At 74.1% G+C, this 24,240-nt stretch carries 27 protein-coding genes and 1 riboswitch; of the genes, 19 read left to right on the top strand and 8 right to left on the bottom strand.

The features are described from left to right. Positions 1 to 19 precede the first annotated feature (19 nt). The gene (locus AMYTH_RS0112205) at positions 20 to 643 is read right to left on the bottom strand and encodes a GntR family transcriptional regulator (protein WP_209440856.1); all 624 of its coding nucleotides are present in this window, start codon (positions 641 to 643) and stop codon (positions 20 to 22) included. Between the two features lie 85 nt (positions 644 to 728). Here AMYTH_RS0112205 and AMYTH_RS0112200 point away from each other — a divergent pair, with 85 nt between their 5' ends. The 7 genes from AMYTH_RS0112200 (at position 729) to AMYTH_RS0112150 (ending at position 7,475) form a co-directional block, all read left to right on the top strand. Then, complete coding sequence (locus AMYTH_RS0112200; RefSeq protein WP_027930559.1) at positions 729 to 1,898, top strand: AI-2E family transporter; 1,170 nt, start codon at positions 729 to 731, stop codon at positions 1,896 to 1,898. 51 nt (positions 1,899 to 1,949) lie between these two features. Beyond that, positions 1,950 to 2,519, top strand: a complete 570-nt coding sequence (locus AMYTH_RS0112195; protein WP_027930558.1) for a biotin transporter BioY — start codon at positions 1,950 to 1,952, stop codon at positions 2,517 to 2,519. Then, a complete protein-coding gene (locus AMYTH_RS0112190; protein ID WP_027930557.1) occupies positions 2,519 to 3,748 on the top strand; it encodes a class I adenylate-forming enzyme family protein in 1,230 nt (409 codons plus the stop codon). Before AMYTH_RS0112195 ends, AMYTH_RS0112190 begins: the two co-directional genes overlap by 1 nt. Positions 3,749 to 4,020: 272 nt before the next feature. Further along, positions 4,021 to 5,127 (top strand): thiolase family protein, encoded by a 1,107-nt coding sequence (locus AMYTH_RS0112170; RefSeq protein WP_027930556.1) that lies wholly within the window; start codon positions 4,021 to 4,023, stop codon positions 5,125 to 5,127. Continuing rightward, on the top strand, positions 5,124 to 5,798 hold the full coding sequence (locus AMYTH_RS0112165; RefSeq protein ID WP_027930555.1) for an energy-coupling factor ABC transporter ATP-binding protein: 675 nt from the start codon (positions 5,124 to 5,126) through the stop codon (positions 5,796 to 5,798). Before AMYTH_RS0112170 ends, AMYTH_RS0112165 begins: the two co-directional genes overlap by 4 nt. After that, positions 5,795 to 6,394 carry an energy-coupling factor transporter transmembrane component T family protein gene (locus AMYTH_RS0112160; protein ID WP_027930554.1) on the top strand — a complete coding sequence of 200 codons (600 nt, stop codon included), beginning with the start codon at positions 5,795 to 5,797 and terminating at the stop codon, positions 6,392 to 6,394. The genes AMYTH_RS0112165 and AMYTH_RS0112160 overlap by 4 nt, the downstream gene beginning before the upstream one ends. A gap of 304 nt (positions 6,395 to 6,698) precedes the next feature. Then, entirely contained in the window at positions 6,699 to 7,475 is a 777-nt protein-coding gene (locus AMYTH_RS0112150; protein ID WP_027930553.1) for an adenylate/guanylate cyclase domain-containing protein, read from the top strand. 523 nt (positions 7,476 to 7,998) lie between these two features. Here AMYTH_RS0112150 and AMYTH_RS48790 read toward each other — a convergent pair. Genes AMYTH_RS48790 through ispH form a run of 3 tightly spaced genes read right to left on the bottom strand, consistent with a single transcriptional unit; the run spans position 7,999 to position 10,603 of the window. Next, complete coding sequence (locus AMYTH_RS48790) at positions 7,999 to 8,253, bottom strand: hypothetical protein (RefSeq protein WP_027930552.1); 255 nt, start codon at positions 8,251 to 8,253, stop codon at positions 7,999 to 8,001. A 17-nt stretch (positions 8,254 to 8,270) separates the two neighbouring features. Then, positions 8,271 to 9,317, bottom strand: a complete 1,047-nt coding sequence (locus tag AMYTH_RS0112140) for a terpene synthase family protein (protein ID WP_027930551.1) — start codon at positions 9,315 to 9,317, stop codon at positions 8,271 to 8,273. After that, a complete protein-coding gene (gene ispH, locus AMYTH_RS0112135; protein ID WP_027930550.1) occupies positions 9,314 to 10,603 on the bottom strand; it encodes a 4-hydroxy-3-methylbut-2-enyl diphosphate reductase in 1,290 nt (429 codons plus the stop codon). Before ispH ends, AMYTH_RS0112140 begins: the two co-directional genes overlap by 4 nt. A 393-nt stretch (positions 10,604 to 10,996) precedes the next feature. Between ispH and AMYTH_RS44680 the strand changes: the two genes are divergently transcribed. The 3 genes from AMYTH_RS44680 to AMYTH_RS44675 are packed head-to-tail and all read left to right on the top strand — an operon-like array spanning position 10,997 to position 13,442. After that, entirely contained in the window at positions 10,997 to 11,761 is a 765-nt protein-coding gene (locus AMYTH_RS44680) for a polyprenyl synthetase family protein (protein ID WP_228685278.1), read from the top strand. Between the two features lie 17 nt (positions 11,762 to 11,778). Beyond that, entirely contained in the window at positions 11,779 to 12,435 is a 657-nt protein-coding gene (locus AMYTH_RS0112120) for an ABC transporter ATP-binding protein (protein ID WP_228684728.1), read from the top strand. Then, the gene (locus AMYTH_RS44675; protein ID WP_051362647.1) at positions 12,432 to 13,442 is read left to right on the top strand and encodes an ABC transporter permease; all 1,011 of its coding nucleotides are present in this window, start codon (positions 12,432 to 12,434) and stop codon (positions 13,440 to 13,442) included. Before AMYTH_RS0112120 ends, AMYTH_RS44675 begins: the two co-directional genes overlap by 4 nt. A gap of 80 nt (positions 13,443 to 13,522) precedes the next feature. Here AMYTH_RS44675 and AMYTH_RS0112110 read toward each other — a convergent pair whose 3' ends face one another. Further along, the gene (locus AMYTH_RS0112110) at positions 13,523 to 14,044 is read right to left on the bottom strand and encodes a YceI family protein (RefSeq protein ID WP_027930548.1); all 522 of its coding nucleotides are present in this window, start codon (positions 14,042 to 14,044) and stop codon (positions 13,523 to 13,525) included. 109 nt (positions 14,045 to 14,153) lie between these two features. Between AMYTH_RS0112110 and AMYTH_RS0112105 the strand changes: the two genes are divergently transcribed. Together AMYTH_RS0112105 and AMYTH_RS0112100 are read left to right on the top strand one after the other, a co-directional pair. Next, positions 14,154 to 15,275, top strand: coding sequence for a sensor histidine kinase (locus AMYTH_RS0112105; RefSeq protein WP_027930547.1), 1,122 nt, complete (start codon positions 14,154 to 14,156; stop codon positions 15,273 to 15,275). Further along, the gene (locus tag AMYTH_RS0112100; RefSeq protein WP_027930546.1) at positions 15,263 to 15,916 is read left to right on the top strand and encodes a response regulator transcription factor; all 654 of its coding nucleotides are present in this window, start codon (positions 15,263 to 15,265) and stop codon (positions 15,914 to 15,916) included. The genes AMYTH_RS0112105 and AMYTH_RS0112100 overlap by 13 nt, the downstream gene beginning before the upstream one ends. Before the next feature lie 6 nt (positions 15,917 to 15,922). Here the strand turns inward: AMYTH_RS0112100 and AMYTH_RS0112095 are convergent, their stop codons facing one another. Beyond that, positions 15,923 to 17,386 carry an aminotransferase class I/II-fold pyridoxal phosphate-dependent enzyme gene (locus tag AMYTH_RS0112095; RefSeq protein ID WP_027930545.1) on the bottom strand — a complete coding sequence of 488 codons (1,464 nt, stop codon included), beginning with the start codon at positions 17,384 to 17,386 and terminating at the stop codon, positions 15,923 to 15,925. A 183-nt stretch (positions 17,387 to 17,569) separates the two neighbouring features. On the opposite strand from AMYTH_RS0112095, the gene AMYTH_RS50870 reads away from it, so the two are divergent. From AMYTH_RS50870 to AMYTH_RS0112060, 7 genes are all read left to right on the top strand, one after another. Then, positions 17,570 to 17,692 (top strand): hypothetical protein, encoded by a 123-nt coding sequence (locus AMYTH_RS50870; RefSeq protein WP_267283890.1) that lies wholly within the window; start codon positions 17,570 to 17,572, stop codon positions 17,690 to 17,692. 74 nt (positions 17,693 to 17,766) lie between these two features. Further along, complete coding sequence (locus AMYTH_RS0112085) at positions 17,767 to 17,976, top strand: hypothetical protein (protein ID WP_027930544.1); 210 nt, start codon at positions 17,767 to 17,769, stop codon at positions 17,974 to 17,976. A 31-nt stretch (positions 17,977 to 18,007) separates the two neighbouring features. After that, the gene (locus tag AMYTH_RS0112080) at positions 18,008 to 18,526 is read left to right on the top strand and encodes an NUDIX domain-containing protein (protein ID WP_027930543.1); all 519 of its coding nucleotides are present in this window, start codon (positions 18,008 to 18,010) and stop codon (positions 18,524 to 18,526) included. 105 nt (positions 18,527 to 18,631) lie between these two features. After that, positions 18,632 to 19,393, top strand: coding sequence for a 3-hydroxyacyl-CoA dehydrogenase (locus AMYTH_RS0112075; protein ID WP_027930542.1), 762 nt, complete (start codon positions 18,632 to 18,634; stop codon positions 19,391 to 19,393). A 79-nt stretch (positions 19,394 to 19,472) separates the two neighbouring features. Beyond that, complete coding sequence (locus tag AMYTH_RS0112070; RefSeq protein WP_027930541.1) at positions 19,473 to 20,120, top strand: TetR/AcrR family transcriptional regulator; 648 nt, start codon at positions 19,473 to 19,475, stop codon at positions 20,118 to 20,120. Next, positions 20,117 to 21,160, top strand: coding sequence for an enoyl-CoA hydratase/isomerase family protein (locus tag AMYTH_RS0112065; RefSeq protein WP_027930540.1), 1,044 nt, complete (start codon positions 20,117 to 20,119; stop codon positions 21,158 to 21,160). The genes AMYTH_RS0112070 and AMYTH_RS0112065 overlap by 4 nt, the downstream gene beginning before the upstream one ends. A gap of 26 nt (positions 21,161 to 21,186) precedes the next feature. Continuing rightward, on the top strand, positions 21,187 to 22,320 hold the full coding sequence (locus tag AMYTH_RS0112060; protein ID WP_027930539.1) for a winged helix DNA-binding domain-containing protein: 1,134 nt from the start codon (positions 21,187 to 21,189) through the stop codon (positions 22,318 to 22,320). A gap of 2 nt (positions 22,321 to 22,322) precedes the next feature. Here AMYTH_RS0112060 and AMYTH_RS0112055 read toward each other — a convergent pair whose 3' ends face one another. After that, positions 22,323 to 23,330, bottom strand: a complete 1,008-nt coding sequence (locus tag AMYTH_RS0112055) for a zinc-dependent alcohol dehydrogenase (protein WP_027930538.1) — start codon at positions 23,328 to 23,330, stop codon at positions 22,323 to 22,325. A gap of 354 nt (positions 23,331 to 23,684) precedes the next feature. Then, on the bottom strand, positions 23,685 to 24,062 hold the full coding sequence (locus AMYTH_RS44670) for a zinc-binding dehydrogenase (protein WP_027930537.1): 378 nt from the start codon (positions 24,060 to 24,062) through the stop codon (positions 23,685 to 23,687). A gap of 87 nt (positions 24,063 to 24,149) precedes the next feature. Beyond that, positions 24,150 to 24,227, top strand: a riboswitch (S-adenosyl-L-homocysteine riboswitch). Positions 24,228 to 24,240 lie beyond the last annotated feature (13 nt).

Here is a 24,240-nt window from a genome sequence, read left to right as displayed (position 1 = left end):
CCCGGGGCGGTCCGGCGGGTCAGTCGGCGAGGTCCTCCAGCTCTCGCCAGATCTCGGTGGTCACCGTGGTGGCCGTGGCCGCGTCGCGGGCGCGGCAGGCCTCGATGAGCCGCTCGTGCAGCTCCACGGACTGGTGCCCGGCTCCCTCGCCGAACCGGATCCGCTCCAGGCGGCGGATCAGCGGCGTGTAGCGGTCGATCGTCGCGGCGACCGCGCGGTTTCCGCAGGCGCGCACCAGCACGTCGTGCAGTTCGTCGTCCGCGCGCAGGGCCCCGTCGACGTCCCCGGCGCGGGCCGCGGCGGCGAAGCGGTCGTTGGCCGCCGCCATCGCGTCGCAGTCCGCGTCGCTCAGCCGCGGGACCGCGGTGCGCGCGGCCAGCTCGTGCATCGCCCGCACCACCGCCGCCGCGTCGCGCACGTCCCGCGACAGCAGCGGCGTGACCCGCGTGTGGCTCTGCGGCTTGGTCTCGATCAGGCCCTCGTCGGCCAGCCGGGCCAGCGCGTCCCGCACCGGGGCGCGTGACAGGCCCAGCTCCTCGGCCAGGTCGGCGTCGCGCACCACGATGCCCGGCGCGAGATCACCCCGCACGATCGCGTCCCGGATGACCTGGTGCGCGGTTTCCCGCAGCAACGTCCGCCGCACTCGTTCCACAACTGACATGTTAGATGTCAATCGCGGCCGAGACCAGCCCTGTTTCACCAGCCCTTTCCCGGGTTACTCGCCCAGCGTGGCGGCGTCACCAGCGGATGCGGAGGGGCCAGACGAACTGGTCGGCCAGCCCCGTGACGCCATCAGCGGCCCGGTCGCCGACGCCGAAGCCGTCGCCGAGCGCATCAGCAGCGAGGACCGCCCGCTGGGCCCGCCCGGCAAGCCGATGAACAAGCGCTCGCCGTTCTTCATGGGCATGGCCGCGGCCGCCGGGGCGGCCGTCACCGCGGGCGGCGTCTGGTTCCTGTTCATCGCCAGCGGCACGCTCGTGCTCATCGGCGTCGCCCTGTTCGCCGCGATCGGTCTGGAACCGGTCGCGTCCTGGCTGGTCCGGCGTGGCCTGCCGCGGCCGCTGGCGGTCACGGTGATCGTGATCGGCGGGCTGGGCCTGGCCGCCGGGTTCTTCGCCGCGCTCATCCCGCCGCTGGTCGACCAGGCCGTCCGGTTCATCGACCAGGCGCCGGAGTACGTGGCGCGGCTGGGCGACCGCAGCTCGTGGCTCGGCCAGGTCAGCGCGCGGTTCGACCTGCAGCGACGCCTGCAGAGCACGTTCAGCGACCCCGACCCGGCCCTGGTCAACGGGCTCCTCGGCAGCGGCCGCGCGGTGCTCGGCACCCTCACCGACACCCTGATCGTGCTGGTCCTGACGATCTACTTCCTCGCCGACTTCCCGCGGCTGCGCGCCACGATCTACCGCTTCGTCCCGCACACCCGGCGTCCGCGGGCGATCCTCATCGGCGACGAGATCTTCGCCAAGGTCGGCTCCTACGTGCTGGGCAACGTGGTCATCTCGATCATCGCCGGGGTGCTGGGGTTCATCTGGTTCACGATCTTCGGCATCCCGTACCCGGTGCTGCTGGCGCTGCTGCTCGCGGTGCTCGACCTGATCCCGGTGATCGGCGCGATCATCGCCGGGGTCGTGGTGAGCCTGGCCGCGCTGACCGTGTCCTGGCCGGTGTGCCTGGCCACCGTCGGGTTCTTCGTCGTCTACCGGTTCGTCGAGGACTACCTGCTGACCCCGAAGATCATCGGCCGGTTCGTCGACGTGCCCGCGCTCGTCACGGTCGTCGCGGTGGTGCTGGGCGGGGTGCTGCTGGGCATCGTCGGCGCGCTGGTCGCCATCCCGGTGGCCGCCGCGGTGCTGTTGTTCGTACGGGAGATCGTCTTCCACCGCATGGATCACAGCTGAATGTGACCTGCGTCTTTCCCGCCGCGGCGGAGCACGGGTTACCGTTCCCGCGTGTCCCGCCCCGCCCTGCCCGCAGGTGACCTCGCCCGCACCGTCGTCTTCGCCGCGTTCATCGCCGTGCTCGGGCTCTTCCCGGGCCTCTACGTCGGCGGCTCCGGCGTGCCGATCGTGCTGCAGAACGCCGGCCCGCTCCTGGCCGGCTGCGTGCTGGGGGCGCGCCGCGGCACCGCGTCGGTCGTGTTGTTCCTGGCGCTCACCGCGATCGGCCTGCCGCTGCTGTCCGGCGGACGCGGCGGGATCGCGCCGTTCATCGGGCCCAGCGGCGGGTTCCTGATCGGCTGGATCTTCTCGGCGCTGGTGGTGGGGCTGATCGTGGCGCGGCTGAAGCGCCCCAACGTGCCGGTGCTGCTGCTCGCCGCCGCGGCCGGCGTGGTCGCCGACTACGTCTTCGGCATCACCTACCTCGGCATCTACACCGGTGACCTGGGCGCCGCCGCCGTGCAGTCGCTGGTGTTCCTGCCCGGCGACGCGGCCAAGGTCGTCGCGGTCGCCCTGATCGGCGCCGTCGTGCACCGCGCGCTGCCCGGCAAGCTCGTGGGATCGGCGTCGCGGAGCGAGTGATGGACCCGGACGGCCGGGCGTACGGCGCGGCCCGGTGGCTCGCCGCCCGCGGGATCGGCGAAGGCTCGCGGGTCGCGCTCGACGTGCCCGACGTGCTCCCGTGGTTCCTGGGCGCGGATCTGCTGGGTGCCGCGTCCCTGGTGGTCGAGCCGGCCTGGACACCGGCCGAGCGGGCCGCCGTGCTCGCCGACGCCCGCCCGGACCTCGTGGTCACCGCTGCGGCCCCGCCGCCTGCCGGGCCGGTCGAGCAGGCCGGTGACGGGGAGACGTTCTTCTACCTGCCGACGACCTCGGGCAGCAGCGGCAGTCCCAAGGTCCTGGTGCGCACCCGCGACTCGTGGCTGCGCAGCTTCGCCGCGCTCGGACCGCTGCCTGGGCCGGTGCTCATCCCGGGGCCGCTGAGTTCGTCGTTGTTCCTGTTCGGTGCGCTGCACGCGCGGTGGTGCGGCCGGCCGGTGGTCACCCTGCCACGCTGGGACGCCGAGGCCGCGGCCCGGACGGAGGCCGCCACCGTGCACCTGGTGCCGGCGATGCTGTCCGCGCTGCTCGCGGTGCTGGAACGGCGTGGCGGGCGGTGCGCCTTGCGGACGGTGGTGTGCGGCGGCGCGCACGTCGGCGACGAGCTCCGCGAGCGCTTCGCGCGGGTGCTGCCGGAGGCCGAGCTGGTCGAGTACTACGGCTCGGCGGAGCACTCGCTGATCGCGATCCGGCGCGGCGCCGGGGGACTGCGGCCGGTGCCCGGCGTGGAGCTGGACGTGCGCGACGGGGTGCTGTGGGTGCGGTCGCCGCTGGCCTGCGCCGGGCAGCTCCGCGATGGCGACCTGCGCGCGGCCGGGGACTGGACGACCGTGGGCGACCTGGTCGAGTTCGACGCGTCCGGCGCGCTGATCGTGCGCGGCCGGGCGGGTGCCACGATCTCCAGCGGCGGGCGGCTGGTGCCCGCCGAGGAGGTCGAGGCCGTGCTGCGGACCGCGCCCGGGGTGGTGGACGTGCTCGTTACCGGCACTCCGCATCCCCGCCTGGGCGAGCTGGTGACCGCGGTGGTGGAAGGTTCGCCCCGGCTGGGTGAGCTGCGGGCGGTGGCCCGGGACCGGCTGTCGCCCGCGAACCGCCCACGGCGGTGGCTGGCGGTCGAATCGCTGCCGCGCACGGCGTCGGGGAAGCCGGCGCGGGCGCTCGTCGCCGCGGGGCTCGCGGACGGGACGCTGCCCGTGGAGCCGTTGAGGTGACCATGGCTGCCGTGATCGCCTTGTGTGACGGGCCGGCCCGGGTGTTCGTCGCCGCGCAGCTCGGGGCTATGTCGGTGGAGCTGCTGTCGTGACTGTGCCTGTGGTGGTGGCCGCGTGTGTCGGGCTGGGGCGGGTGTTGGTCGCCGCGCGGCTGGGGGCGCTGGATGTGGAGTTGCTGTCGTGACTGTGCCTGTGGTGGTCGTCGCGTGTGTCGGGCTGGGGCGGGTGTTGGTCGCCGCGCGGCTGGGGGCGCTGGATGTGGGGCTGCTGTCGTGACCACGCCCGTTGTGATCGCCGCTCGGCGGACCGCCATCGGCAACGCCTTCGGAGCCCTGCGCGGGGTGCCGGTCGACGAGCTGGCCGCGCCCGTGCTGCGGGCTGCCCTCGACGACGCCGGTCTGTCCACAGTGGATGACGTGGTGCTGGGGAACGTGTTCGGGCCGGGCGGGAACCCCGCGCGGGTCGCCGCGTTGCGGGCTGGCCTCGCGGTGCCCGGGGTGACCGTCGACCGGCAGTGCGCGAGCGGGCTGGCCGCGATCACCCTGGCGGCCGCGATGATCCGCGCCGGTGAGGGCGAGGTGTTCCTCGCGGGCGGGGTGGAGAGCGCCTCGACGGCGCCGTTCCGCGCCTGGCGGGTGGACGGGAGCAGCGAACCGGGCGAGTTCTACACGCGGGCCCCGTTCGCGCCGGCGGAGATCGGCGATCCCGACATGGGTCCGGCGGCCGACCTGGTCGCCGCGGAGGCCGGGATCTCGCGGCAACGGCAGGACGCCTTCGCCGCACGCAGCCACGCCCGCGCGGTCGCGGCGCAGCGGGCGGGCCGGTTCGACGCCGAGATCGTGCCGGTCGGCGGCGTGGTGCGGGACGAGCGGCCGCGCGACGGCTTCACCGAGGCGCGGCTGGCGCGGTTCCGGCCCGCGTTCACCCCGGACGGCACCGCGACGGCAGCGAACTCGTGCGGAATCAACGACGGCGCGGCGGCGGTGCTGATCGTGAGCGAGCGCGTGCAGCGGCGGCTCGGGGTGCCGGGGCTGCGGCTGGCCGCGTCGGCGACCTCGGCGGTGGACCCGAACCGGCTCGGGCTCGGCGCGGTGCCCGCCATGCGGCGCGTGCTGGACCGGCGGCCGGACGTGGTCGAGTTCAACGAGGCGTTCGCCGGGCAGGCGCTGGCGTGCCTGGACGCGGCCGGGATCGACGAGGAGGTCGTGAGCCCGGACGGCGGGGCGATCGCGCTGGGTCACCCGTGGGGAGCGTCGGGCGCCGTGCTGGTCGTGCGGCTGTTCGGCACACTGGTGCGGCGGCGGGCCGGGACGTGCGGGCTGGCCGCGCTGTCCGCAGGCGGCGGGGTGGGTGTGGCGACGAGGTGGGAGACGGGATGATCGAGTTCGAGGGCGTCGGGCACGCGTACGGCTCGCGGGTCGTGCTGTCCGATGTGGACTTGCGCATCCCGGAGCGGCGGGTGGCTTTCGTGGGCGCCAACGGTTCCGGCAAGTCCACGCTGGCGCGCATGATCAACGGCCTGGTGGCCCCCACGGAAGGCCGTGTCCTGGTCGACGGTCTGGACCCGGTGCGCGAGGGCCGGGCGGTGCGCAAACGGGTCGGGTTCCTGTTCACCAACCCGGACAGCCAGATCGTGATGCCCACCGCCGGTGAGGACGTCGCGTTTTCGCTGCGCCGGAGTGGGCTGTCCAAACCGGAGCGCGCCGGGCGGGCCGCGGAGGTCCTGGCGCGCTACGGCCTCGGCGACTACGTGGACCACCCGGCGCACCAGTTGTCCGGCGGGCAGAAGCAGTTGCTGGCGCTGTGCGCGATGCTGGTGCTGGAGCCGGACATCCTGGTCTGCGACGAGCCGACGACGCTGCTGGACCTGCGCAACAAGCGGCGGTTCGCCGAGACGCTGGCCGGACTGCCCCAGCAGGTGGTCCTGGTGACGCACGACCTGGAGCTGCTCGGCGGCTTCGACCGGGTCGTGGTGCTGGACGCGGGCCGGGTCGTGGCGGACGACGCGCCGGGGCCGGCGCTGGCGTGGTACCGGAAGCTGATCGCGTGAACGCCTGGTACGAGCCGGGGACGAGCGTCCTGCACCGCACCCCGGCGGGGGTGAAGTTCCTGGTGCTGCTGGCGCTCGCCGTGGTGATCTTCGTGTTGCGGTCGCCGGTGTGGCTCGGGGTGTTGTGCGCCGCCGCGGTGGCCGGTTACGCGGTCGCGCGGGTGTCCTGGCGGCGGTGCTGGGGGCTGCTGCGGTCGCTGGGGCTGCTCGTCGCGGTGGTGTTCGCGTTGCAGTGGTGGCTGCTCGGGCTGGAGCCTGCGGTCGTGGTGTGCCTGCGGATCGTCGCCGCGCTCGCCGCCGCGAACCTGGTGACGGTCACGACCCGCGTCGACGACCTGGTGGCCGCGATCGAGCGCGGGCTGGGCCCGTTGCGGCGGTTCGGGGTGCGGCCGGAACGGCTCGGGTTGCTGGTCGGGTTGACGCTGCAGGCCGTGGCGACGCTGACCGGGATCGCGGGCGAGGTCCGGGAGGCGGCCAAGGCGCGCGGCGCGGACCGGTCGGTGGTCGCGATCACCGTCCCATTCCTGGTCCGGACGTTGCGGCACGCCGACGAGCTCGGGGAGGCCCTCGCCGCGCGCGGTGAGGGTGATCGCTGACGCGTCGCGGGTGATTGCGGGCGCTGTCCTGGTCCCTTGGTGACTGGTGGGGCCGGCGGTGGCTGGCGGTGGGGTGGTGACCGGTGAGGCCGTCGGCGGCCGCCGCAGCTGGCGGCGGGGGCGGTCGTTGAGGCGTCGCGGGGGTGATTGCGGGCCGCTGTCCTGGTCGCGTGGTGACCGAGGTGGCCGCGGTGGCTGGCGGTGGGGTGGTGACCGGCGAGGCCGTCGGTGGCCGCGGTGGCTCGCGGTGGGGGTGATCGCTGACGCGTCGCGGGTGGTGATCGCGGGCCATTATCCTGGCGCGGTGACCGACGAGGCCCCCGGCGGCCGCCGCAGCAGGCTTGGCCAGGCGTTGCGCGAGGTCGACCGGCGGGAGAGCCTGCTCCGCACCGCGCGGTTCGTCCGGCGGCTCGCTCCCGGCGACAGCGAGATGGGCGACCCGCTGTCCACGGCGGGTCGTCTGCCGTCGCACAGGCTGGCGCGCGCCCTGGCCGGCAACCCGGAGCCGAGTGTGCTCCGCGAGCTGGGCCTGACCGCGGTCCAGGTGTGGCAGGCGTTCACCGATTCCCGGCGCGCCACCGAGACCGCGGGCATCACGATCCTGTTCACCGACCTCGTGGGCTTCTCGACGTGGGCGCTGGAAGCCGGGGACGACGCGGCGCTCCGCCTGCTGCGCGAGGTCGGGCGCGTGAGCGAGCCCGAGATCACCCGCCGCGGCGGCCGCGTGGTGAAACGCCTCGGCGACGGCCTGATGGCGGTCTTCGCCGAGCCGGAAGCCGGGGTGGAGGCGGCGATCGAGGCGTGCGCGCGGGTCGCCGAGCTGGAGATCTCCGGGCACCGGCCGAGCCTGCGGGCGGGCCTGCACGCCGGGACGCCGCGCAAGCTGGGGCACGACTACCTGGGCGTGGACGTGAACGTGGCCGCGCGGGTGGCGGACGCCGCGGGCGGCGGGCAGGTCCTGATCTCGGCCCCGGTGCGGGAGGCGCTCGACCCGGAGCGCTTCGAGGTGCGCCGCAAACGCTGGTTCCGGGCGAAGGGCACACCCCGGGACCTGGAGATCTTCGCGGTCGAGCCGCGCTGACACCCGCGGCCGGTGGACGCCGCAGATGGGGACATGACGCCCGCGGCCGGTGGACGCCGCAGTGGGGGCATGACACCCGCGGCCGGTGGGCGGCGCAGATGGGGACACGGCGCCCACCGGCTTGTCGCGGCCCGGAACCGGACCGTCGTGGGGCGGACCCGCCGAGGGCGGCGGGCCGCGGGTTTGTCCGGATTGATCGAGGTGGGACGCTCCTTCCTTGGCTGGTGGCTGGTGGCTGGTGGCTGGTGGCTGGTGGCTGGTGGCTGGTGGCTGGTGGCCGGTGGCCGGCCGGCATGGCTGGCTGGGTGGCCGGCGGGTCTGGCCCGGCTTGACCTGGTTGGGGTCTATTGCGGCATGGCCTGGCATGGCCCGTGTTGGCGTGGCCGGCCTGCCCCGGCCGGGCCAGGCCGGTCTGGCGTGGCGCCGATCAACCCCGGGCCTACCGGCGCCTCGCCCGGATCGACGTCTCACACCGGCCGCTGCCGGGCCGAGCTGGTGCTTGTGCCCTCGCCCCGGCGGGGGATCACGCTGGGGCGCCGCCGGCGAGGAGGGGGTCGTTGCGGACCCACAGGACCGGGCCGACGCACCGCCAGTCGCCGGGTTGCCAGCGGCCGAAGGTCTGCCCGGCGATGCCCGCGGCCTGGCAGAAGTAGGCGCTGCCCAGGTCCTGCACCGGCGCCCAGCCTGCCTCCTGTGCGGACGCCGGCACCTGCGTGAGCGCCAGCGCCGAGCCGAGGGTGGCGACGGCGATCAGGCTCCGGATGACGTTTCGCTTCATGACTCCTCCACAAGTGTTCACAACGAGTCCCACCACCAGGTGATGGCGGGGATGGGCACCGGGTCGGGGCATGGGTCCGACGGCTCGTCGGCCCAGCGCGGGTCCTCGCCCGGGCCGGTGTATCCGTGGTAGCGCGGCACCCGCAGGGCCCAGTCGGTGTTGCCGCGGATCGCGTGGCCCAGCCCGTCCAGGTAGGTCCGCAGCGCGGCACTGACCGGCTTGGCCGCGACCTCCGAGCGCAGGCGCAGGAACCGGTTCATCACGCGGTCCCGCAGCGCGTAGGCCCGCACCACGGCCTCCTCCGCGCCGAGCCCGTGCCGCGCGCGCAGCACGTTGATCAGGTTGATGCCGGTTTCGCCTTCGTCTTCCTCCTTCCGGTAGGAGTGCAGGTCGTTGTCCCACGAGGCGACGAGGATCGTCATCTCGGTGAGCGCCCGCACCGCCGGTGAATCCATTTCCGCGGCCGGAACCTCCTGCCCCGCGGCGATTTCGAGCATCGCCAGCGTCGGCGGCCCGCCCGCGCTGTTCAGCCGGATCGCGGTGTACTCGGCCAGGTCTGGCATGCGGCCGCGGCCCCGGCACGCGATCTGCCACGCCACCCCGAACAGCCACGCGCGGTGGGCTTCGGCGAACCGGCGCACCTGCACGGGCGTCGCGCACGCCGCGAAGGTGCGGCCGATGTCCTGCAGCGCCAGGACCATCGGATCGCCGTCCGGCGGCGGGTGCCACGGGTTCTCCAGCGCGCGCTGCGCGTGCCCGGCCATCACCAGGAACTCGTGCGGCGAGCGCGCGAACTCACCGGAGTCGCACCGGGCGTCGTCGAACGCGAAACCCCAGTACACCCAGTGCGCCGCGGCCTCCACGTTCTCCGTGATCCCGTCCGGGGCGAAGCGGGCGTAGAACTCGGCGCTGTTCGTGCCCACGATCCGCGTCCGCTCCGTCTCGTCGCGATAGAAGCGGACCCGGTCCAGCCAGGCGATGGCGCGTTCCTCGATCAGGTCGACGTCGGGGTGGATCCGCGACTCGACCGGGCAGTAGAACGGCCGCAGCCGCACGGTGGTCACGACGGAACCGCCGGTTCGCCGAACCGCACGGTTTCCACCGCGGCGACCCGCTCCTCGACCGTGACCGGGCCGAGCCCGCCCAGCGCCGCGACCATCCGGTCCACCAGCTCCGGCGGCGCCGAGGCGCCCGCCGTCACCGCGACCGTGGTGGCGGTGCGCAGCCAGGCGAACCGGATGTCCTCGCACCGGTCGACCAGGTGCGCCGGCGTGCCGTGGCGGTGGGCCAGCTCCACCAGGTGCCGGGAGTTGGCCGAGTTGGCCGAGCCCGCGACCAGCAGCAGGTCCGCCTCGTCCAGCACCGCGCGCACCGCGGCCTGCCGGTTGGTCGCGGCATAGCAGATGTCGTCCGACCGCGGCCCGCGCAGCGCGGGGAACCGCGCGCGCAGCGCGTCGACCACCCCGGCCGTCTCGTCCACCGCCAGCGTCGTCTGCGTCAGGTAGGACACCCGCGACGGATCCGGCACCCGCAGCCCCGCCACGTCGCCCGCGGTCTCCACGACCACCGTCGACTCCTTCGCCTCGCCCGCGGTGCCGACGACCTCCTCGTGGTCGTGGCGCCCGATCAGCACCACCGTGTCGCCGCGCCCGGCGAAGCGCCGCGCCTCCGCGTGCACCTTCGACACCAGCGGGCAGGTCGCGTCGACGACCCGCAGCGCCCGCTCCCGGGCGTGCGTGCGCACCGACGGCGGCACCCCGTGCGCGGAGAAGATCACCAGCTGCCCACGCGGCACGTGGTCCAGCTCGTCGACGAACACCGCGCCGCGCGCGGCCAGCTCGTTGATCACGTGGGTGTTGTGCACGATCTGCTTGCGCACGTAGACCGGGGGGCCGTGCTCGGCCAGCGCCCGCTCCACGGTGCGGATCGCCCGTTCGACACCCGCGCAGAACGACCGCGGCGCGGCCAGCCGCACCACGCGCGGCCGCATCGCCTTGGCTGCCGCGGCCAGCTCCGCGCGAACTGCTTCGCCGTGTCCCTGGCGCAGATTCCCCGTGTTGAGGTGTCCCACCGCGAGGGCAGGCCCCGGTGTACCGGCCGGCGCGCCTGCCCAGTCCGGGGCCAGGGCGGCTCGCCCGCCGGGCGGGATCCCCGGTGGCGGGCCCGATCCGGCCAGGACGACCCCGTCCGCGACGCGCAGCCCGCGGCGGCGCAGTCCCCCGGCGAGCAGGGGAGCGGCCGGGCACGGTTCGGTGCCGCCGTGCCAGCGGATTTCGTTTGGCACCAGCACATCGGCGCCGGGCGCGGCGAAGAGCGGCACCACTTTCCCGGTGCGGATGGGGACGGTCATGCGGGTCCTCCTGTTCCGCCCATTTCGGGCGGCGGTTCGAACGAAGCGGAAAACGCTGCCAGACAAGGGATTTCGGGTTTCCGGTGATCGCCGGACAACTCCACGGTGCCCGAAGCGCGGGCCCGGTTTCAAGCCCGCCGCGCAGCTTCATTCGAACGAGTTTTTGTTTCCGTTGCGCCGCAACGGGTTCATCGCGCCGCTGAGTTGTTCACCGTCCGCGATGAGGAAACGCGAATCCTCGCTCACATGGTCGGCCCCGGCTCCCGGAAGTGTGGTGCGGCGAATTCGCCGTTTCACCCGTCCGCTCCGGTGCTACTTCTCCGACCGCGTCTTTCCCCAGCACTCGAGGAGAATTCATGTCGACTCGGCTCGCCGATGTGACCGCACCCCGACCTGCGGCGCGGCCGCCCGTCGATGCACCGCCGGCTCGCCGCCCGCTACCACGGCGACGACCGCGAGGCGGCCGCGCGCTTCGGGGTGAACGCCGCGATCCTGCTCGGCGACCTGTGCCTGGCCTGGGCCGACGAAATGCTGCTGACCGCGGGCGTGGACGACGACGACCTGCGGCGGGCCGCGCCGGTGCTGCACGCGATGCGCAGCGAGGTCATGGTCGGCCAGTACCTCGACCTCGGCGGCGAGTGGACCGAGGACGTGCTCGACCGCGCCTGGCGCGCGCTGCGCCTGAAAACCGCCGGCTACACCGTGGAACGGCCGTTGCAGATCGGGGCCGCGCTCGCCGGGGGCGGCCCCGATCTGCTGCGCTGGTGCACCGCCTACGGCCGCCCGCTCGGCGAGGCGTTCCAGCTGCGCGACGACCTGCTCGGAGTGTTCGGCGAACCCGGCACCACCGGCAAGTCCGTGCTCGACGACCTGCGCGAGGGCAAGCAGACCGTGCTGATGGCGCTGACCTGGCGGCGGGCGCGGCCGGGGCAGCGCGAGGTGATCCGGCGGCTGCACGGCGATCCGGACCTGGACGCCGACGGCGCGGCGCGGCTGCGGGCCGTCATCTCCGACACCGGCGCCGAAGACGCGGTCGGCGAGCTGATCGAGGCCAGGGCCCGCGAGGCGCTCGCCGCGCTGGAGGCGGCGGACCTGCCCGCGACGGCCCGTCGCGCCTGCGCGGAACTCGTGCACCAGGCCACCCGCCGGACCCGCTGACCGGGAAGGGAGATCCGGTGTCCACAGTGTCCAATTCGGACTACGTGTTGCAGGCGGTGAACCTGCACAAGTCTTTCGGGGCGCGCCACGTGCTGCGGGGCGTCGAGTTCGGGCTGCGGCCCGGCGAGCTGCTCGGCGTCCTCGGCGAGAACGGCGCGGGCAAGTCCACCCTGCTGCGCATCCTCGCCGGGGTGCTGCGCGCCGACCGCGGCGAAGTGGTGCACCGCGGCCGGCTCGGCTACTGCCCGCAGCGGATCGTCGTCAACGACGAGCTGACCGTGGGCCAGCACCTGCGGTACTTCCAGAGCGCCTACCACCTGGAAGACCTGACGGTGGCCGAGTCGGTGGCCGAACGGCTCGGGCTCAACCCGTTCCGGCACACCCGCGCCGGGGTGCTCTCCGGCGGCACGCGGCAGAAGCTCAACCTCACGCTGGCGCTGATGCACGACCCGGACGTGGTGCTGATGGACGAGCCGTACCAGGGGTTCGACTGGGAGAACTACCTGACCTTCTGGACGCTGACCGACCAGCTGCGCGCGCAGGGCCGGTCGGTGCTGGTCATCTCGCACCTGGCGCACGACACCGAACGGTTCGACCGGCTGCTGCGGCTGGCCCGCGGCCAGGTCGAGCCGACCGACGCGATGGCGGGCGCCGAACTCGAGGCGGCGTCATGACCGTCGGTGAGCTGGTGGAACGGGCCCGGCGCTGGCAGGCCGGGATCGCGGACTCGACGACCTGGCACGCCGCGTTGCTGAAGGCGATCGCGTTCGAGGTCGCGCAGCACGCGCGCAACCGGCTGGCGCTGTCGCTGGTGGTGTTCTTCATCCCGTGCTGGCTGGCGATCGTGCGCACGGTGATCCCGTCGCGGCCGATCGAGTACCAGTCGCGGATCGCGCCGGCGCCGATCACGGTCGACGCGAGCGAGCTCGCCCTGATCTCCGGCGCGCTCAACGCGCTCACGCTGATCATCGGGTTCATGCTGTTCGCGTCGGTGCGGCGGGCGCGGGAGTTCGACCAGCGGCTGGTGATGGCCGGGTTCCCGCGGCCGGTGCTGCTGCTGGCGAAACTGGCGGGGCTGGTGCTGGTCGCGACGGTGGTGTCCGGCTACGCGAGCATCGTGATGGGGTTCTACTGCGATCCGCACTCCGGCGGGATGCTGTTCCTGAGCCTGCTGTCGGCGGGGCTCATCTACGGCGGGCTCGGGGTGGCGCTCGGGGTGGCGGTGCCGACCGAGCTGGCCGGGATGTTCGTGATCATCATGGTCAGCCTGGTCGACGTGATGGTGCAGAACCCGGTGATCAACCCGGGCAAGGACCAGGCGGTGCTGCGGTTCCTGCCCACGTACGGGCCGATGCAGAGCGGGGTCGCGGCCACGTTCACCGACTCGGCGTCGTTCGGGTACCTGATGCTCGGGCCGCTGTGGCTGCTGGTGTTCGCCGCGTTCGGGCTGGGCGCGTTCTACCTGCGGACCAAGGACCACTCGCGGCACACGGGCGGTCCCGGCGAGCCGGAGGCGGCGGCGGTGACGGTGCGGCTGCGGGCGGACGGGACGCTGGAGGTGGAGTCGCGGCGCGGGCCGGTGATGGTGTGCACGGAGCAGCCCGCGCCGCTGCGGATGCCGGAATGGCTGCCGCTGTCGGAGAAATCGCTCGGCTCGGCGAGCGCGGCGCTGGGCGGTTGACGCTCGCCTGCACGGTGTTCGCCAATCCGCACGGGGGTGGGCCACCCCGCCGGCGGGGCAATGCCCGCCGTGTGGGCGGTTCAGGCCCGCTCGGCGACCAGCTCCAGCTCCAGGTCGAGGTGACGCCCGGTCATGCCCTTCATCGCCGTCACGCCGAAGGCGTAGCGGTCCACCCGGCTGTGCGCGCGCACTCGCAGCCGCGGGCCCTCGGTGACCGCCGAGTCGACGTGGACGTCCAGTGGGCCGTTGGTGCCGCGCACGGTCAGCGTTCCGCGCAGGACCCAGCCGGCGCCGTCCCGCTCGATCGTCGTCGAGGCGAAGGTGATGTCGGGGTGCCGCTCGGTCTCCAGGTACTGCCCGGACCGCACCGTGCGGTCGCGAGTGGCGTTGCCGGTGTCGATGCTCGCCGCGTCGATGGTGGCGGCCACCGCGGAGGAGGTCACCGGGTCGGCGACCGTCACCCGCCCCTCGCGCAGCCGGAACGTGCCGCGCACCGGGCCGAGGCCGAAGAAGTGCCGCGTGGTGAACGACAGGCGTGACCCGGCCGCGTCGATGCGGTAGGCGCCCGCGGCGGGGATCTCGATCGTGCTGGAAGCCGTCATGACCGCCAGTCTGGCGGAGAACCACCGGCCGCGCGTCGACCGACGGTGGGGACCGAGGTCGACTTTGGTCGCTGGTCGTCACGGCTCTCGCACCCGTACGCTCCTCCACGTGCACGGGGAGTTGCTCTGCGAGCGGGGGAGGACGGCGCTGACCATCGCCGCCTCGGCGGGGTTCGCGGCGACGGCGGCGGGGGAGATCGTCTCGGGTGTCCGGGGCGCGCCGCTCGTCGCGGATCTCGTGGTCGGCGTCCTCGGCTGCGCGCTGGTGCCGTTGCTGTTCCGGTGGCCGGTGCCGTCCGCGGTGGTGCTCATGGTGCTGACCGCGTTCGTCCCGACCGCGACGCCGCCGGCGAGCGTCGGTGTCGTGCAGATCGCGCGGCGCGGTCCGCTGGCCGTGGCGGTGGGGGTCGCCGCGGCCGGGGTCGCCGGCCACCTCGTGCGCGGACTGTGGCGGCCGACGCCCGGCCTGCCCTACGAGTGGTGGGTCGTGCTGGTGGTCCTCGGGCACGCCGCGCTCGTCGGCGGCGGCGCGCTCGCCGAAGCCCGCCGCCAGCTCATCCTGTCGCTCACCGAACGCGCCCGTCGCGCCGAGGCCGAGCAGGGCCGACGGATCGCCGAGGCCCGCGCGGCCGAGCGCACCCGCATCGCCCGGGAGATGCACGACGTGCTCGCGCACCGGCTGTCGCTGCTGGCGACCTACGCCGGGGCGCTGGAGTACCGGCCGGACAGCTCGCCGGAGCGGATCGCGCAGGCGGCCGGCGTCATCCGGGCCACGGTGCACCAGGCGCTGAACGAGTTGCGGGACGTGATCGCGCTGCTGCGGGACACCGACGAGGATCCGGACGGGCCGCTGCCGACGCTGGCCGGGCTGTCCGAGCTGGTCGAGGAGTCGCGCGCGGTCGGCACGCCGGTCGAGGTGCGGGACACGCTCGACGCGGCCGCGGTGCCCGGCGCCACCGGCCGCACGGCCTACCGCGTGTTGCAGGAGGCGCTGACCAACGCCCGCAAGCACGCCCCCGGCAGCCCGGTCCGCGTGGAACTGGGCGGCGCGCCCGGCGCCCGGCTGCGCATCGTGGTGTCCAACCCGGTGTCCGGCGCCGCGCCGGGCCCGGGCGGTGGGGTCGGGCTGGTGGGGCTCACCGAGCGGGTGCGGCTGGCCGGCGGGCGGCTGGATCACGGCGCGGTGGCGGGGGAGTTCCGGTTGGCGGCGGAGTTGCCGTGGCCGGCGTGACCCGCGTGCTGATCGTGGACGACGACGCCCTCGTGCGGTCCGGTCTGACGATGATGCTCGACGGCGCGCCGGGCATCGCCGTGGTAGGGCAGGCCGGCGACGGGGACGAGGTGCCTGCCGCGCTCGACGCGCACCCCGCCGACGTCGTGCTGATGGACATCCGGATGCCGCGCCTGAACGGGATCCTCGCCACGCACCGGACGCGCGCGCGGCCGAACCCGCCCGAGGTGGTCGTGCTGACCACGTTCGACACCGACGAGAACGTGCTGCGCGCGCTCCGCGCCGGGGCGAGCGGGTTCCTGCTCAAGGACGCGCCGCCCGCGGAGATCGCCGACGCCGTGCGCCGGGTCGCCGCGGGCGATCCGATCCTGTCCCCGCGCATCACGCGACGGCTCATGGACCGGGCCGCGGTCGAAGCCGGATCCTACGAACGCGCCCGCGCCGCCTTCGCCGCACTCAGCCCGCGCGAGCACGAAGTCGCCCTCGGTGTCGGCCGTGGCCTGACGAACGCCGAGATCGCCGCGGAGCTGTTCCTCAGCGTGGCCACGGTGAAAGCGCACATCACCCGGATCCTGTCCAAATTGGACGCCGGCAACCGGACGCAGATCGCGCTCATGGCGCACGACGCCGGTTTCTGTTGAGCGCCGTCAGCGTTGCACGACGCGGAACGTCTTCAGCTGCGGGTCCGCCGGGTCGGGCAGGTACATGCCCGCGTCGAGGCCGCTCAGCAGGTAGTCCACCACGGGCCGGGTGATCACCTCGCCCGGCGCCACCGCGGGCACCCCCGGCGGGTACGGGCTGATGACCTCCGCGCACACGCGCCCGATCGCCTCCTCCGGCGGCACGTCCTCAATGGGACCGAAGAACGCGTCGCGCGGCAGCATCGCCTGCTCCAGCTCCAGTTCGCCCGGCTCGGGCAGGTCGACCGGTTTGGCGGGACGGATCTCGCCGGCGCGGTCGGCCAGGTCGCGGATCGCGGTGAGCAGCCGCCCCGTGGTCTCCTCGTCGTCGGCGATCGTGATCTGCGCGGCCATCCGCCGGTGGTCGGACAGTCCCATGTCGAGCCGGTGGTGCTCGCGCAGCCATTCGCTCGCGTCGTAGCCGGACCGGTCCAGCTCCGCGAGGTCCAGCACGATCTTGAGCGGATCGTGGTCGTCGGCCAGCCGCGGCCCGACCAGGTCGTCCCGCTCCATCACGCGGATCCCGGGGATCGCGGCCAGTTCCGCGCGCACCGACGCGGCCAGTTCGAGCGCGCGTCCCAGCAGCTCCTCGCCGTGCTGCACCATCTGCCGCCGCCAGCCGTCGAGCCCGGCGAAGATCAGCGCGCTCGGGCTCGTCGTGCCGAGCAGGTCCGCCCGCGACGCCAGCGCCTGCGGGTCGATCCGGTCGCCCCGCAGGTGGAACACCGAGCCCTGCTCCAGGCCGCAGCCCATCTTGTGCACGCTGGTGACGCACATGTCGGCGTCGGCGTCCATGGCCCACGACGGCAGGTCCGGGTGGAACGGGAAGTGCGCGCCCCACGCCTCGTCCACGATGAGCGGCACGTCGTGGTCGTGGCACACCCGCGCGGTCTCCCGGATCGCGGCGCACCCGCCGTAGTCGGTCGGCGTGATCAGCAGCATCCCCTTGGCACCGGGGTGCGCTGCGAACGCGTCCCGGACGTCCTCCGGCCCCGGTGGGTGCGCGAGGTGGAACCGCCCGTCCCACCGCGGGTGCACCCACACCGGCCGCACGCCGCTGATGATCAGCCCGGCCACCACGGACTTGTGCGCGTTGCGGGACACCAGCAGCTCGTCGCCCGGTCCGGCGACGGCGAGCATCGCGCTCTTCACCGACAGGGAGCTGCCGCAGGTGGAGAAGTACGCCTCCTCGGCGTCCACGGCGTCGGCCATCAGCTCCTCGGCCTTGGCCAGCACGCCCTGAGACATGCGGCGGTCGTCGAGGCCGTTCATGAGGATGATGTCCGAGGCGAACACGTCCCGGCCCACGACCTCGGCCAGCCGCGGGTCGACGCCGCGCCCCTGTTTGTGCCCGGGCGGGATGAACCCCAGGTGACCGCGTTCGCGGTACCGCTGGATGGCTTCGATCACCGGCGCCTGCGCATGGTCCACGCGGCCGGGGTTTCCCCCTGCGGGCCAACGGCAAACTCCGTCCCGATCCCCGGAAAGGTGTCCCCCGTTCATGGGATTCCGCGTGGCGGCCGCTGCTGGCCGCGTGTTAATTTCCGACCTCGCCGTGGCTGTGCACGACGCTGGAGGGGAACGTATGTGTGCCAAGCCTGTTCCGGGCGCGCGATGAGCGACCGGACACCCATTTTCGACGACGTGGTCGCCGCGATCGGGCTCGACTGGTCCGAACTGCAGGCCGACGAGGTGACGTCGGCGGCCGAGGGGGTCGTGGAGGAGACAGTCTCGTGACCCGGCCGGGCTCCGATCGCGTGGAATCCGGCGTTGCGGTGGCGGAGGCAGGCGGGAGCCGCCATTCTGCGAGCATGGCGGACGGGACCGAAGCCGGGCCGGGCGAGCTCTTCTGGCAGATCGTCGAAGTTCTCCACGTACCGCGTTCGCTCGCCGAGCAGGAGCTCGCGCGCTCCCGCTCCGACGTCGCGAAGGGCATCGTCCGGCCGGGTGATCCGGCCGAGCCCTACGCGCTGGCCTGGCGGCGCATCCGCAGCCAGTTGGCCGGGCAGAACCTGGCCTGACCGACCGCGGCCGGCCAGTACGATCCGGTCCATGAAGATCGACCGCCCGCTGCTGTTCGCGCCGCAACGCTGGGAGTGGGGCGGTCTCGACGCCGTGTTCTCCACCTCGGCGCCTGCCGACGAGCTGGTCACCAACGTCCACGTGGCCGGTTTCGTCGGCGACCGGATCGTCGTGTGCCGGGACGAGCGGTACGGCTGGTTCCTGCCGGGCGGCACGCGGGAGGCGGGGGAGAGCATCGGCGAGTGCGTCGCCCGCGAACTGGCCGAGGAGGCCGGCGCCCGGCTGGCCGGCGAGCTGCGATGGATCGGCGCGCACCACTGCGTCAGCGACCGGCCCGAGCCCTACCGCCCGCACCAGCCGCACCCGGAGAAGGCGTGGCTGTGGTGCGCGGCCGAGGTGGAGATCGTCGGCGAGCCGGGCAATCCCGATGACGGCGAGCAGGTGGTGGAGGTCCGCCTCGCCGCGGTCGCCGAGGCGCAGGCGCTGCTCGGCGCGAGCGCGGACTGGATGCCGGACCTGATCGCGCTCGCCGTCGAGTCCCGCGGCTGAGACATCCGCCCCGCGGCCCTTCCCCACGCGGTAGATCTCCCTTAACGTGCGCTAAGCAAGGTTCCGGCTGCGGCCGGAACGGGCGAACGGAAGGGGTGTTGCGACATGGAGGTCGGCAACGCGGTCGCGCTGGTGACCGGTGGCGCGTCCGGGCTCGGGCTGGCGACGGTCAGGGAGCTGCACGGCAAGGGCGCGAAGGTCGTCATCGTGGACCTGCCCTCATCGCAGGGTGAGGCGGTGGCCAAGGAGCTGGGCGACGGGGTGGTGTTCGCCGCGGCCGACGTGACCGACGAGGCTCAGGTGTCCGCGGCGCTGGACGCGGCGGAGGCGCTGGGCACGCTGCGGATCGCGGTGAACTGCGCGGGCATCGGCAACGCGCACAAGACCGTGGGCAAGCAGGGGCCCTTCCCGCTGGACGGGTTCGTCAAGGTCATCAACGTCAACCTGGTGGGCACGTTCAACGTGATCCGGCTGGCCGCGGAACGGATCGCCAAGGCCGAGCCGGTGGGTGAGGAACGCGGCGTCATCGTCAACACCGCGTCCGTGGCCGCCTTCGACGGGCAGATCGGGCAGGCCGCGTACTCGGCGTCCAAGGGCGGCATTGTCGGGATGACGCTGCCGATCGCGCGGGATCTGGCGAGCCTGCAGATCCGGGTGGTGACGATCGCGCCGGGGTTGTTCCACACGCCGCTGTTCGCGACCCTGCCGGAGGAGGCGATCGCCTCCCTGGGCGCGCAGGTCCCGCACCCCTCGCGGCTGGGCGATCCGACCGAGTTCGCGGCGCTGGCCCGGCACATCGTGGAGAACCCGATGCTCAACGGCGAGACCATCCGGCTCGACGGCGCCATCCGCATGGCCCCGCGCTGACCTGGCACGCGGCGGCGGCGCCCCGGCCCGCCGCCGCGTCCCGTTATCGTTTTCCGGTGACTTCTTCGATGGGCTGGACATGACGCGACCCGCGGGCGCGTGGCGGGAGTACGGACCGCTCGAACTGACCCCGATCCTGGCAGCCGCCCTGGAAGCCTTCTACGAGCAGGGCTTCCACGGCACCCCCGTGCGGGACATCGCGCGGCGGGTCGGCCAGACGGTGCCGGCGCTGTACTACCACCACGAGAACAAGGAGGGCGTGTTCACCGCGCTCGTCGAGGAGGCCACGAGCGACCTCGACTGGCGGGTGCGGCAGGCCGTCGAGGAAGCAGGCGAGCGGCCGGACCTGCAGCTGGTCAACGCCGTCGAGGCGATCGTGCTGCACATGGCGCACCGCACCCGGCTCGCCGCGCTGGACTTCGAGCTGCGGCACCTGTCCCCGGCCAACCGCAAGCGGTACGCCGCGCGGCGCAAGGAGATCGAGGTCCTCGTCACGCGGATCGTCTCCGACGGGGTGGCCGAGGGGCTGTTCGTCGCGGAGCGGCCCGCTGAGACCGCGCGGGCGCTGCTGGGCATGCTCCAGTCCATCGGCCGCTGGTACCACCCGGACGGCGGCCCGCTGTCGCCGGACGAGCTGGCCGAGCGCTACGTCGACATCGCGCTGATGACCGTCGGCGTGCGCAAGCGGCCCGCGGCCCGGGCACGCCGGAAGGCCCGCTCGGCATGACCGTGGAGATCGCCGCGCTCGCCGACGGCGCCGCGCATGACCCGCTCCTGGACGACGCCGGTCAGGTGCGGCGGCCGCTGGTCGTGGTCGACCTCGACGAGCCCGTGCCCGCCGACGTCGTCGAAGCCGCCGCGCGGGCGGCCCGGACGTCCGAACGGATCCTGGTCGGGGTCGCCTGCCGTGCGGTCGACGACGAGCGCTGGGCGCTGGCCGACGCCCTCGACCTGACGTTCGCGGCCACCGGCTGCGGCAGCGGCCCCCAGTTCGCGGCGAGCGACGACCCGGCGGGCGACGCCGAGGTGCTGCGGCAGGCGGCCGAGGCGAACCCGCAGGCCGCGCTGGTGCTGAGCCAGGTGCTGCGGGCGAGCGGCCGCCTGGACGTCGGCGCGGCGCTGGACGTCGAGTCGTTCGCCTACTCGACGCTGCTCGGCGGGCCGGAGTTCGCGCGGTGGCTGGGCGATCGCGGGAACCGGCCGCTGCCCCCGCCCGCGACCGAACCGCCGGTGTTCCTGGCTCGCGACGGCGACGTGCTCCGCGTGACGCTCAACCGGCCCGACCGTCGCAACGCGTACGGCCGCGAGCTTCGGGACGCGCTCACCGACGCCCTGCGGGCCGCCGCGGCGGAGGACTGCCGGGTGGTGCTCGACGGGGCCGGTCCGGCGTTCTGCTCGGGCGGCGACCTCGACGAGTTCGGCACCACCCCGGACCTGGTCACCGCACACTTCGTCCGCACCAGGGCCGGTGCCGCGCGGGCGCTGCACGCGATCGCCGGGCGCGCGGAGGTGCGCGTGCATGGGGCGTGCGTCGGCGCGGGCATCGAGCTGGCGGCGTTCGCGGGCCGCGTGGTGGCGCATCCGAACACCGTGTTCCGGCTGCCGGAGGTCGCGATGGGCCTGATCCCCGGCGCGGGCGGCACGGTGAGCGTGCCGCGCCGGATCGGCCGGTGGCGCACGCTGTGGCCCGCGTTGTCCGGGCGGCCCCTGAGCGCCGTGACTGCGCTGGACTGGGGCCTGGTCGACGCCATCGAGGACGGATTCTGACCGCTTTGCGGCCTAGCGTTCAGATCATGACCGACCGTGTTTCGTGGACCGCCGTCCAAGCCCGCCGGCTCGACCGGCACTTCCTGTCCCGCCCCGGGGCGAGCCCGGCGGACGTCGTCGCCGCGATGTGCGGCGCGCACGCCCAGGTCCGCACCGCCGCGGAGATGTCGGTCGCCCTGCGCACCGGCGGCACCACGGACGACGTCCGCGATGCGGTGGCCGACCACACGCTGATCCGCACCTTCGGCCCACGCGGCACTGTGCACCTGCTGCCGGCCGACGACCTGGCGTTGTGGACCGGTGCGCTTCCCGCGGTCCCACAGCGTTCGACCATGCCGTCCGCGGTGCGGCTCACCGACGAGCAGACCGACCGGATCGTCGAGGCCGTCGCGGACGCGCTCGCCGGCGCCGAACTGACCGCCGACGAACTCACCGAGGCGCTCGTCGACCGTGTCGGTTCGTGGGCGGGAGACCTCGTCATGCCGGCGTTTCAGGGGTTCTGGCCGCGCTGGCGCCAGGCATTGGCGACGGCGGCGCACCGCGGCGCGCTGTGCTTCGGCCGCGACCGCGGGCGGCAGGTCACCTACACCAGCCCGCGCCGGTGGCTGCCCGGGTTCCGGCCCGCGGAGACCGAAACCGCGCTGACCGGCGTGCTCGCCCGGTACCTGCACGCCTACGGGCCGGCCACGCCCCAGCACTTCGCGCGCTGGCTGTCCGCTCCCGTGGAGTGGGCGTCGGCGTTGTTCGCCCGCAGCGCCCTGCGTCCGGTCGATCTCGACGGCGAGCGCATGTGGCTGAACGCCGACGACACCCTGCCGGGTAGGCGGACACCGCCCGCGCTGCGGCTGCTGCCGCTGTTCGACGCCCACGTCGTCGGCAGCTTCCCGCGGGAACTGCTCTTCCCCGGCGTGGCCGCGCACCGGTGCCTCGCCCGCGGGCAGGCCGGCAACTTCCCGGTGCTGCTCGTCGACGGCGTGGCCGGCGGGCTGTGGCACCAGCGCCGCTCCGGCCGGGCGGTCCACCTCACCGTCGAACCGTTCACGACGCTGAGCGCCGCGCACCGGCTCGAGCTGGACGAACATGTGGCCCGGCTGGGGGAGGTCCTCGGCCGGGAGCCGCGGCTGACGATCGGCCCGGTGACGGTCGGCGCGCACGCCTGAGGTCAGCGGCGGGGGTCGACGTGGATCTTCGGCGCCCCGCCGGCGGGCCGGTCACCGGCGAGCACCGCGGCCACCTCGCCGAGCCCGACGGTGGCGGCGACCAGCGGCACCGGGTCGACCGCGCCGCTCGCGTACTGCTCGATCGTGCCGGCCAGGCCGGGGGAGGCCGAGAGCACGCCGACCGCGGTGACGTCCTTCAACGCCAGCAGGCGCGTGTCGAGCAGGCTCGGCCGCCCGGCCAGGCCGATGTAAACGACCCGGCCGCCCGGCTCGACCAGTTCCACCGCCCTGGCAGGCAGTTCCGGCGCCCCGGACGCGTCGATCACGGCGTCGAACGGCAGCTCCGGCAAGCGGTCCGGGGACCAGGCGTTCCGGAAACCGAGCGAGCGGGCGAACTCCAGCGACGCGGCGGTGGCGCCCAGCAGGTGCACCTCCGCGCCGGCCGCGCGGGCGAACATCGCGCACAGCAGGCCGATCGTGCCAGGGCCGAGGACGAGGACCCGGTCGCCGGGCCGCGGATCCGCGCCTCGCACCGCCCGCAGCGCGTTGCCGCCCGGCTCGACCATCGCGCCCGCCGCCGCCCCGACCGCGTCCGGCAGCGGGTGCAGCGCGGTCACCGGCACGGCGAGGCGCTCGGCCAGCGCGCCCGGCCGCCCGCCGCGAATCCCGATCTCGGTGCGGGTCTCGCACAGATGCTGGCGGCCGCCGCGGCACCGGCGGCAGGCGCGGCAGCCGAGCATCGTGTCCCCGGTGACCCGCCTGCCCAGCCAGGCCGGGTCGACGCCGTCGCCGGATTCCACGACCGTGCCGCACCACTCGTGGCCCAGCCGCATGGGATACCGGGCGTGCCCGTCGTGCAGGTAAGGCATGCTGCCGTCGAAGAACTCCGCGTCCGTGCCGCAGATCCCGGCCCGCGCCACGGCGACGACGACCTCGCCCGGCGCGGCGGACGGCGGCTCGACCTCGACCACGGCGCCCGCGCCGGGAGCGGTGACCACGAACGCGCGCATGGCCCGAGCGTAGCGGGAAAGATCCACTGTGGACGGCAATGGGCACAAAGTCCTCACTTTGAGGACTTCCGCCTTGCCCGGAACGGTCTTCCCGGGCGCATACTGGAGGAGCACGTGCGGGTGCTCGGGGCACCGCACGGCGGGGAAAGCGGGTTCCGTCGGGGGATGGTGCCCGCGGGAGGTCGATGCCCGGCCGGTCGGGGCCACTGGGCAGGCGGTCTCCGACGGCGGGCCGGCTTGGGGAAGCCGGCCCGCCGTTCTACGTTCCGGGTCGGTTCTCGATCGGGCCGGCTGCCATCAGGATCTGGTCGAACCGCGCCGGGCCCGGCGCCGGCTCGTCGCGGTCGTACACGCTCAGCAGCCGCACACGGCGACCCGGCCGAACAGCGCCATGTTCCCCAGCGCGGCGTCCAGCACCGCTCCGCCGACATTGTCGAAGTAGACGTCGATGCCGTCCGGGCGCACCTCGCGCAGGGCCTCGCCGAGGTCGCCAGTGGTGCGGTCGACCGCCGCGTCGACCCCGAGCTCACGCAGCCAGGCGCCCTTCTCCGGCGAGCCGGTGATGCCGACGACCCGGCAGCCGTGCTGCTTGGCGATCTGCCCGGCGAGCGCCCCGGTGACCCGCGAGGCCGCCGAGACGACGAAGGTCTCGCCCGGCTTCGCGGCCCCGTACCTCCCCGGTCGTGCTGTTCGTTCGTGTCGGGAGCAGGAACAGGAGGCCGCGCGAGGCATCGGGCGACTTCCTCACCTCCGGCCGGGTGCGTCCACATCGCGGGAACGGTTTTGGTGCCGCCGCGGGGCGTCCAGTACTGTGTTCGCCAGGCCGAGAGGCGCTGCAACGGACCCAGGTCCGCCACGCTCGGCCCCCGTGAACCGCAACAAGGGCGCCTCCCGACAGTTGGGAGGGCGC

The sequence above is a fragment of the Amycolatopsis thermoflava N1165 genome (assembly GCF_000473265.1).
In the GTDB taxonomy this organism is placed as follows: Bacteria; Actinomycetota; Actinomycetes; order Mycobacteriales; family Pseudonocardiaceae; genus Amycolatopsis_E; species Amycolatopsis_E thermoflava.
Note: the sequence above shows the minus strand (reverse complement) of the source record. Positions and strands in the feature narration are given on the sequence as shown.

What these genes read in the sequence shown, in the direction of transcription:
- AMYTH_RS0112190 (WP_027930557.1), top strand. Translation starts at nt 2,519, where the DNA reads ATGGACCCGGACGGCCGGGCGTACGGCGCGGCCCGGTGGCTCGCCGCC.
- AMYTH_RS0112165 (WP_027930555.1), top strand. Translation starts at nt 5,124, where the DNA reads ATGATCGAGTTCGAGGGCGTCGGGCACGCGTACGGCTCGCGGGTCGTG.
- AMYTH_RS48790 (WP_027930552.1), bottom strand. Translation starts at nt 8,253, where the DNA reads ATGAAGCGAAACGTCATCCGGAGCCTGATCGCCGTCGCCACCCTCGGC.
- ispH (WP_027930550.1), bottom strand. Translation starts at nt 10,603, where the DNA reads ATGACCGTCCCCATCCGCACCGGGAAAGTGGTGCCGCTCTTCGCCGCG.
- AMYTH_RS44675 (WP_051362647.1), top strand. Translation starts at nt 12,432, where the DNA reads ATGACCGTCGGTGAGCTGGTGGAACGGGCCCGGCGCTGGCAGGCCGGG.
- AMYTH_RS0112110 (WP_027930548.1), bottom strand. Translation starts at nt 14,044, where the DNA reads ATGACGGCTTCCAGCACGATCGAGATCCCCGCCGCGGGCGCCTACCGC.
- AMYTH_RS50870 (WP_267283890.1), top strand. Translation starts at nt 17,570, where the DNA reads ATGAGCGACCGGACACCCATTTTCGACGACGTGGTCGCCGCGATCGGG.
- AMYTH_RS0112085 (WP_027930544.1), top strand. Translation starts at nt 17,767, where the DNA reads ATGGCGGACGGGACCGAAGCCGGGCCGGGCGAGCTCTTCTGGCAGATC.
- AMYTH_RS0112080 (WP_027930543.1), top strand. Translation starts at nt 18,008, where the DNA reads ATGAAGATCGACCGCCCGCTGCTGTTCGCGCCGCAACGCTGGGAGTGG.
- AMYTH_RS0112075 (WP_027930542.1), top strand. Translation starts at nt 18,632, where the DNA reads ATGGAGGTCGGCAACGCGGTCGCGCTGGTGACCGGTGGCGCGTCCGGG.
- AMYTH_RS0112070 (WP_027930541.1), top strand. Translation starts at nt 19,473, where the DNA reads ATGACGCGACCCGCGGGCGCGTGGCGGGAGTACGGACCGCTCGAACTG.
- AMYTH_RS0112065 (WP_027930540.1), top strand. Translation starts at nt 20,117, where the DNA reads ATGACCGTGGAGATCGCCGCGCTCGCCGACGGCGCCGCGCATGACCCG.
- AMYTH_RS0112060 (WP_027930539.1), top strand. Translation starts at nt 21,187, where the DNA reads ATGACCGACCGTGTTTCGTGGACCGCCGTCCAAGCCCGCCGGCTCGAC.
- AMYTH_RS0112055 (WP_027930538.1), bottom strand. Translation starts at nt 23,330, where the DNA reads ATGCGCGCGTTCGTGGTCACCGCTCCCGGCGCGGGCGCCGTGGTCGAG.
- AMYTH_RS44670 (WP_027930537.1), bottom strand. Translation starts at nt 24,062, where the DNA reads ATGCCTCGCGCGGCCTCCTGTTCCTGCTCCCGACACGAACGAACAGCA.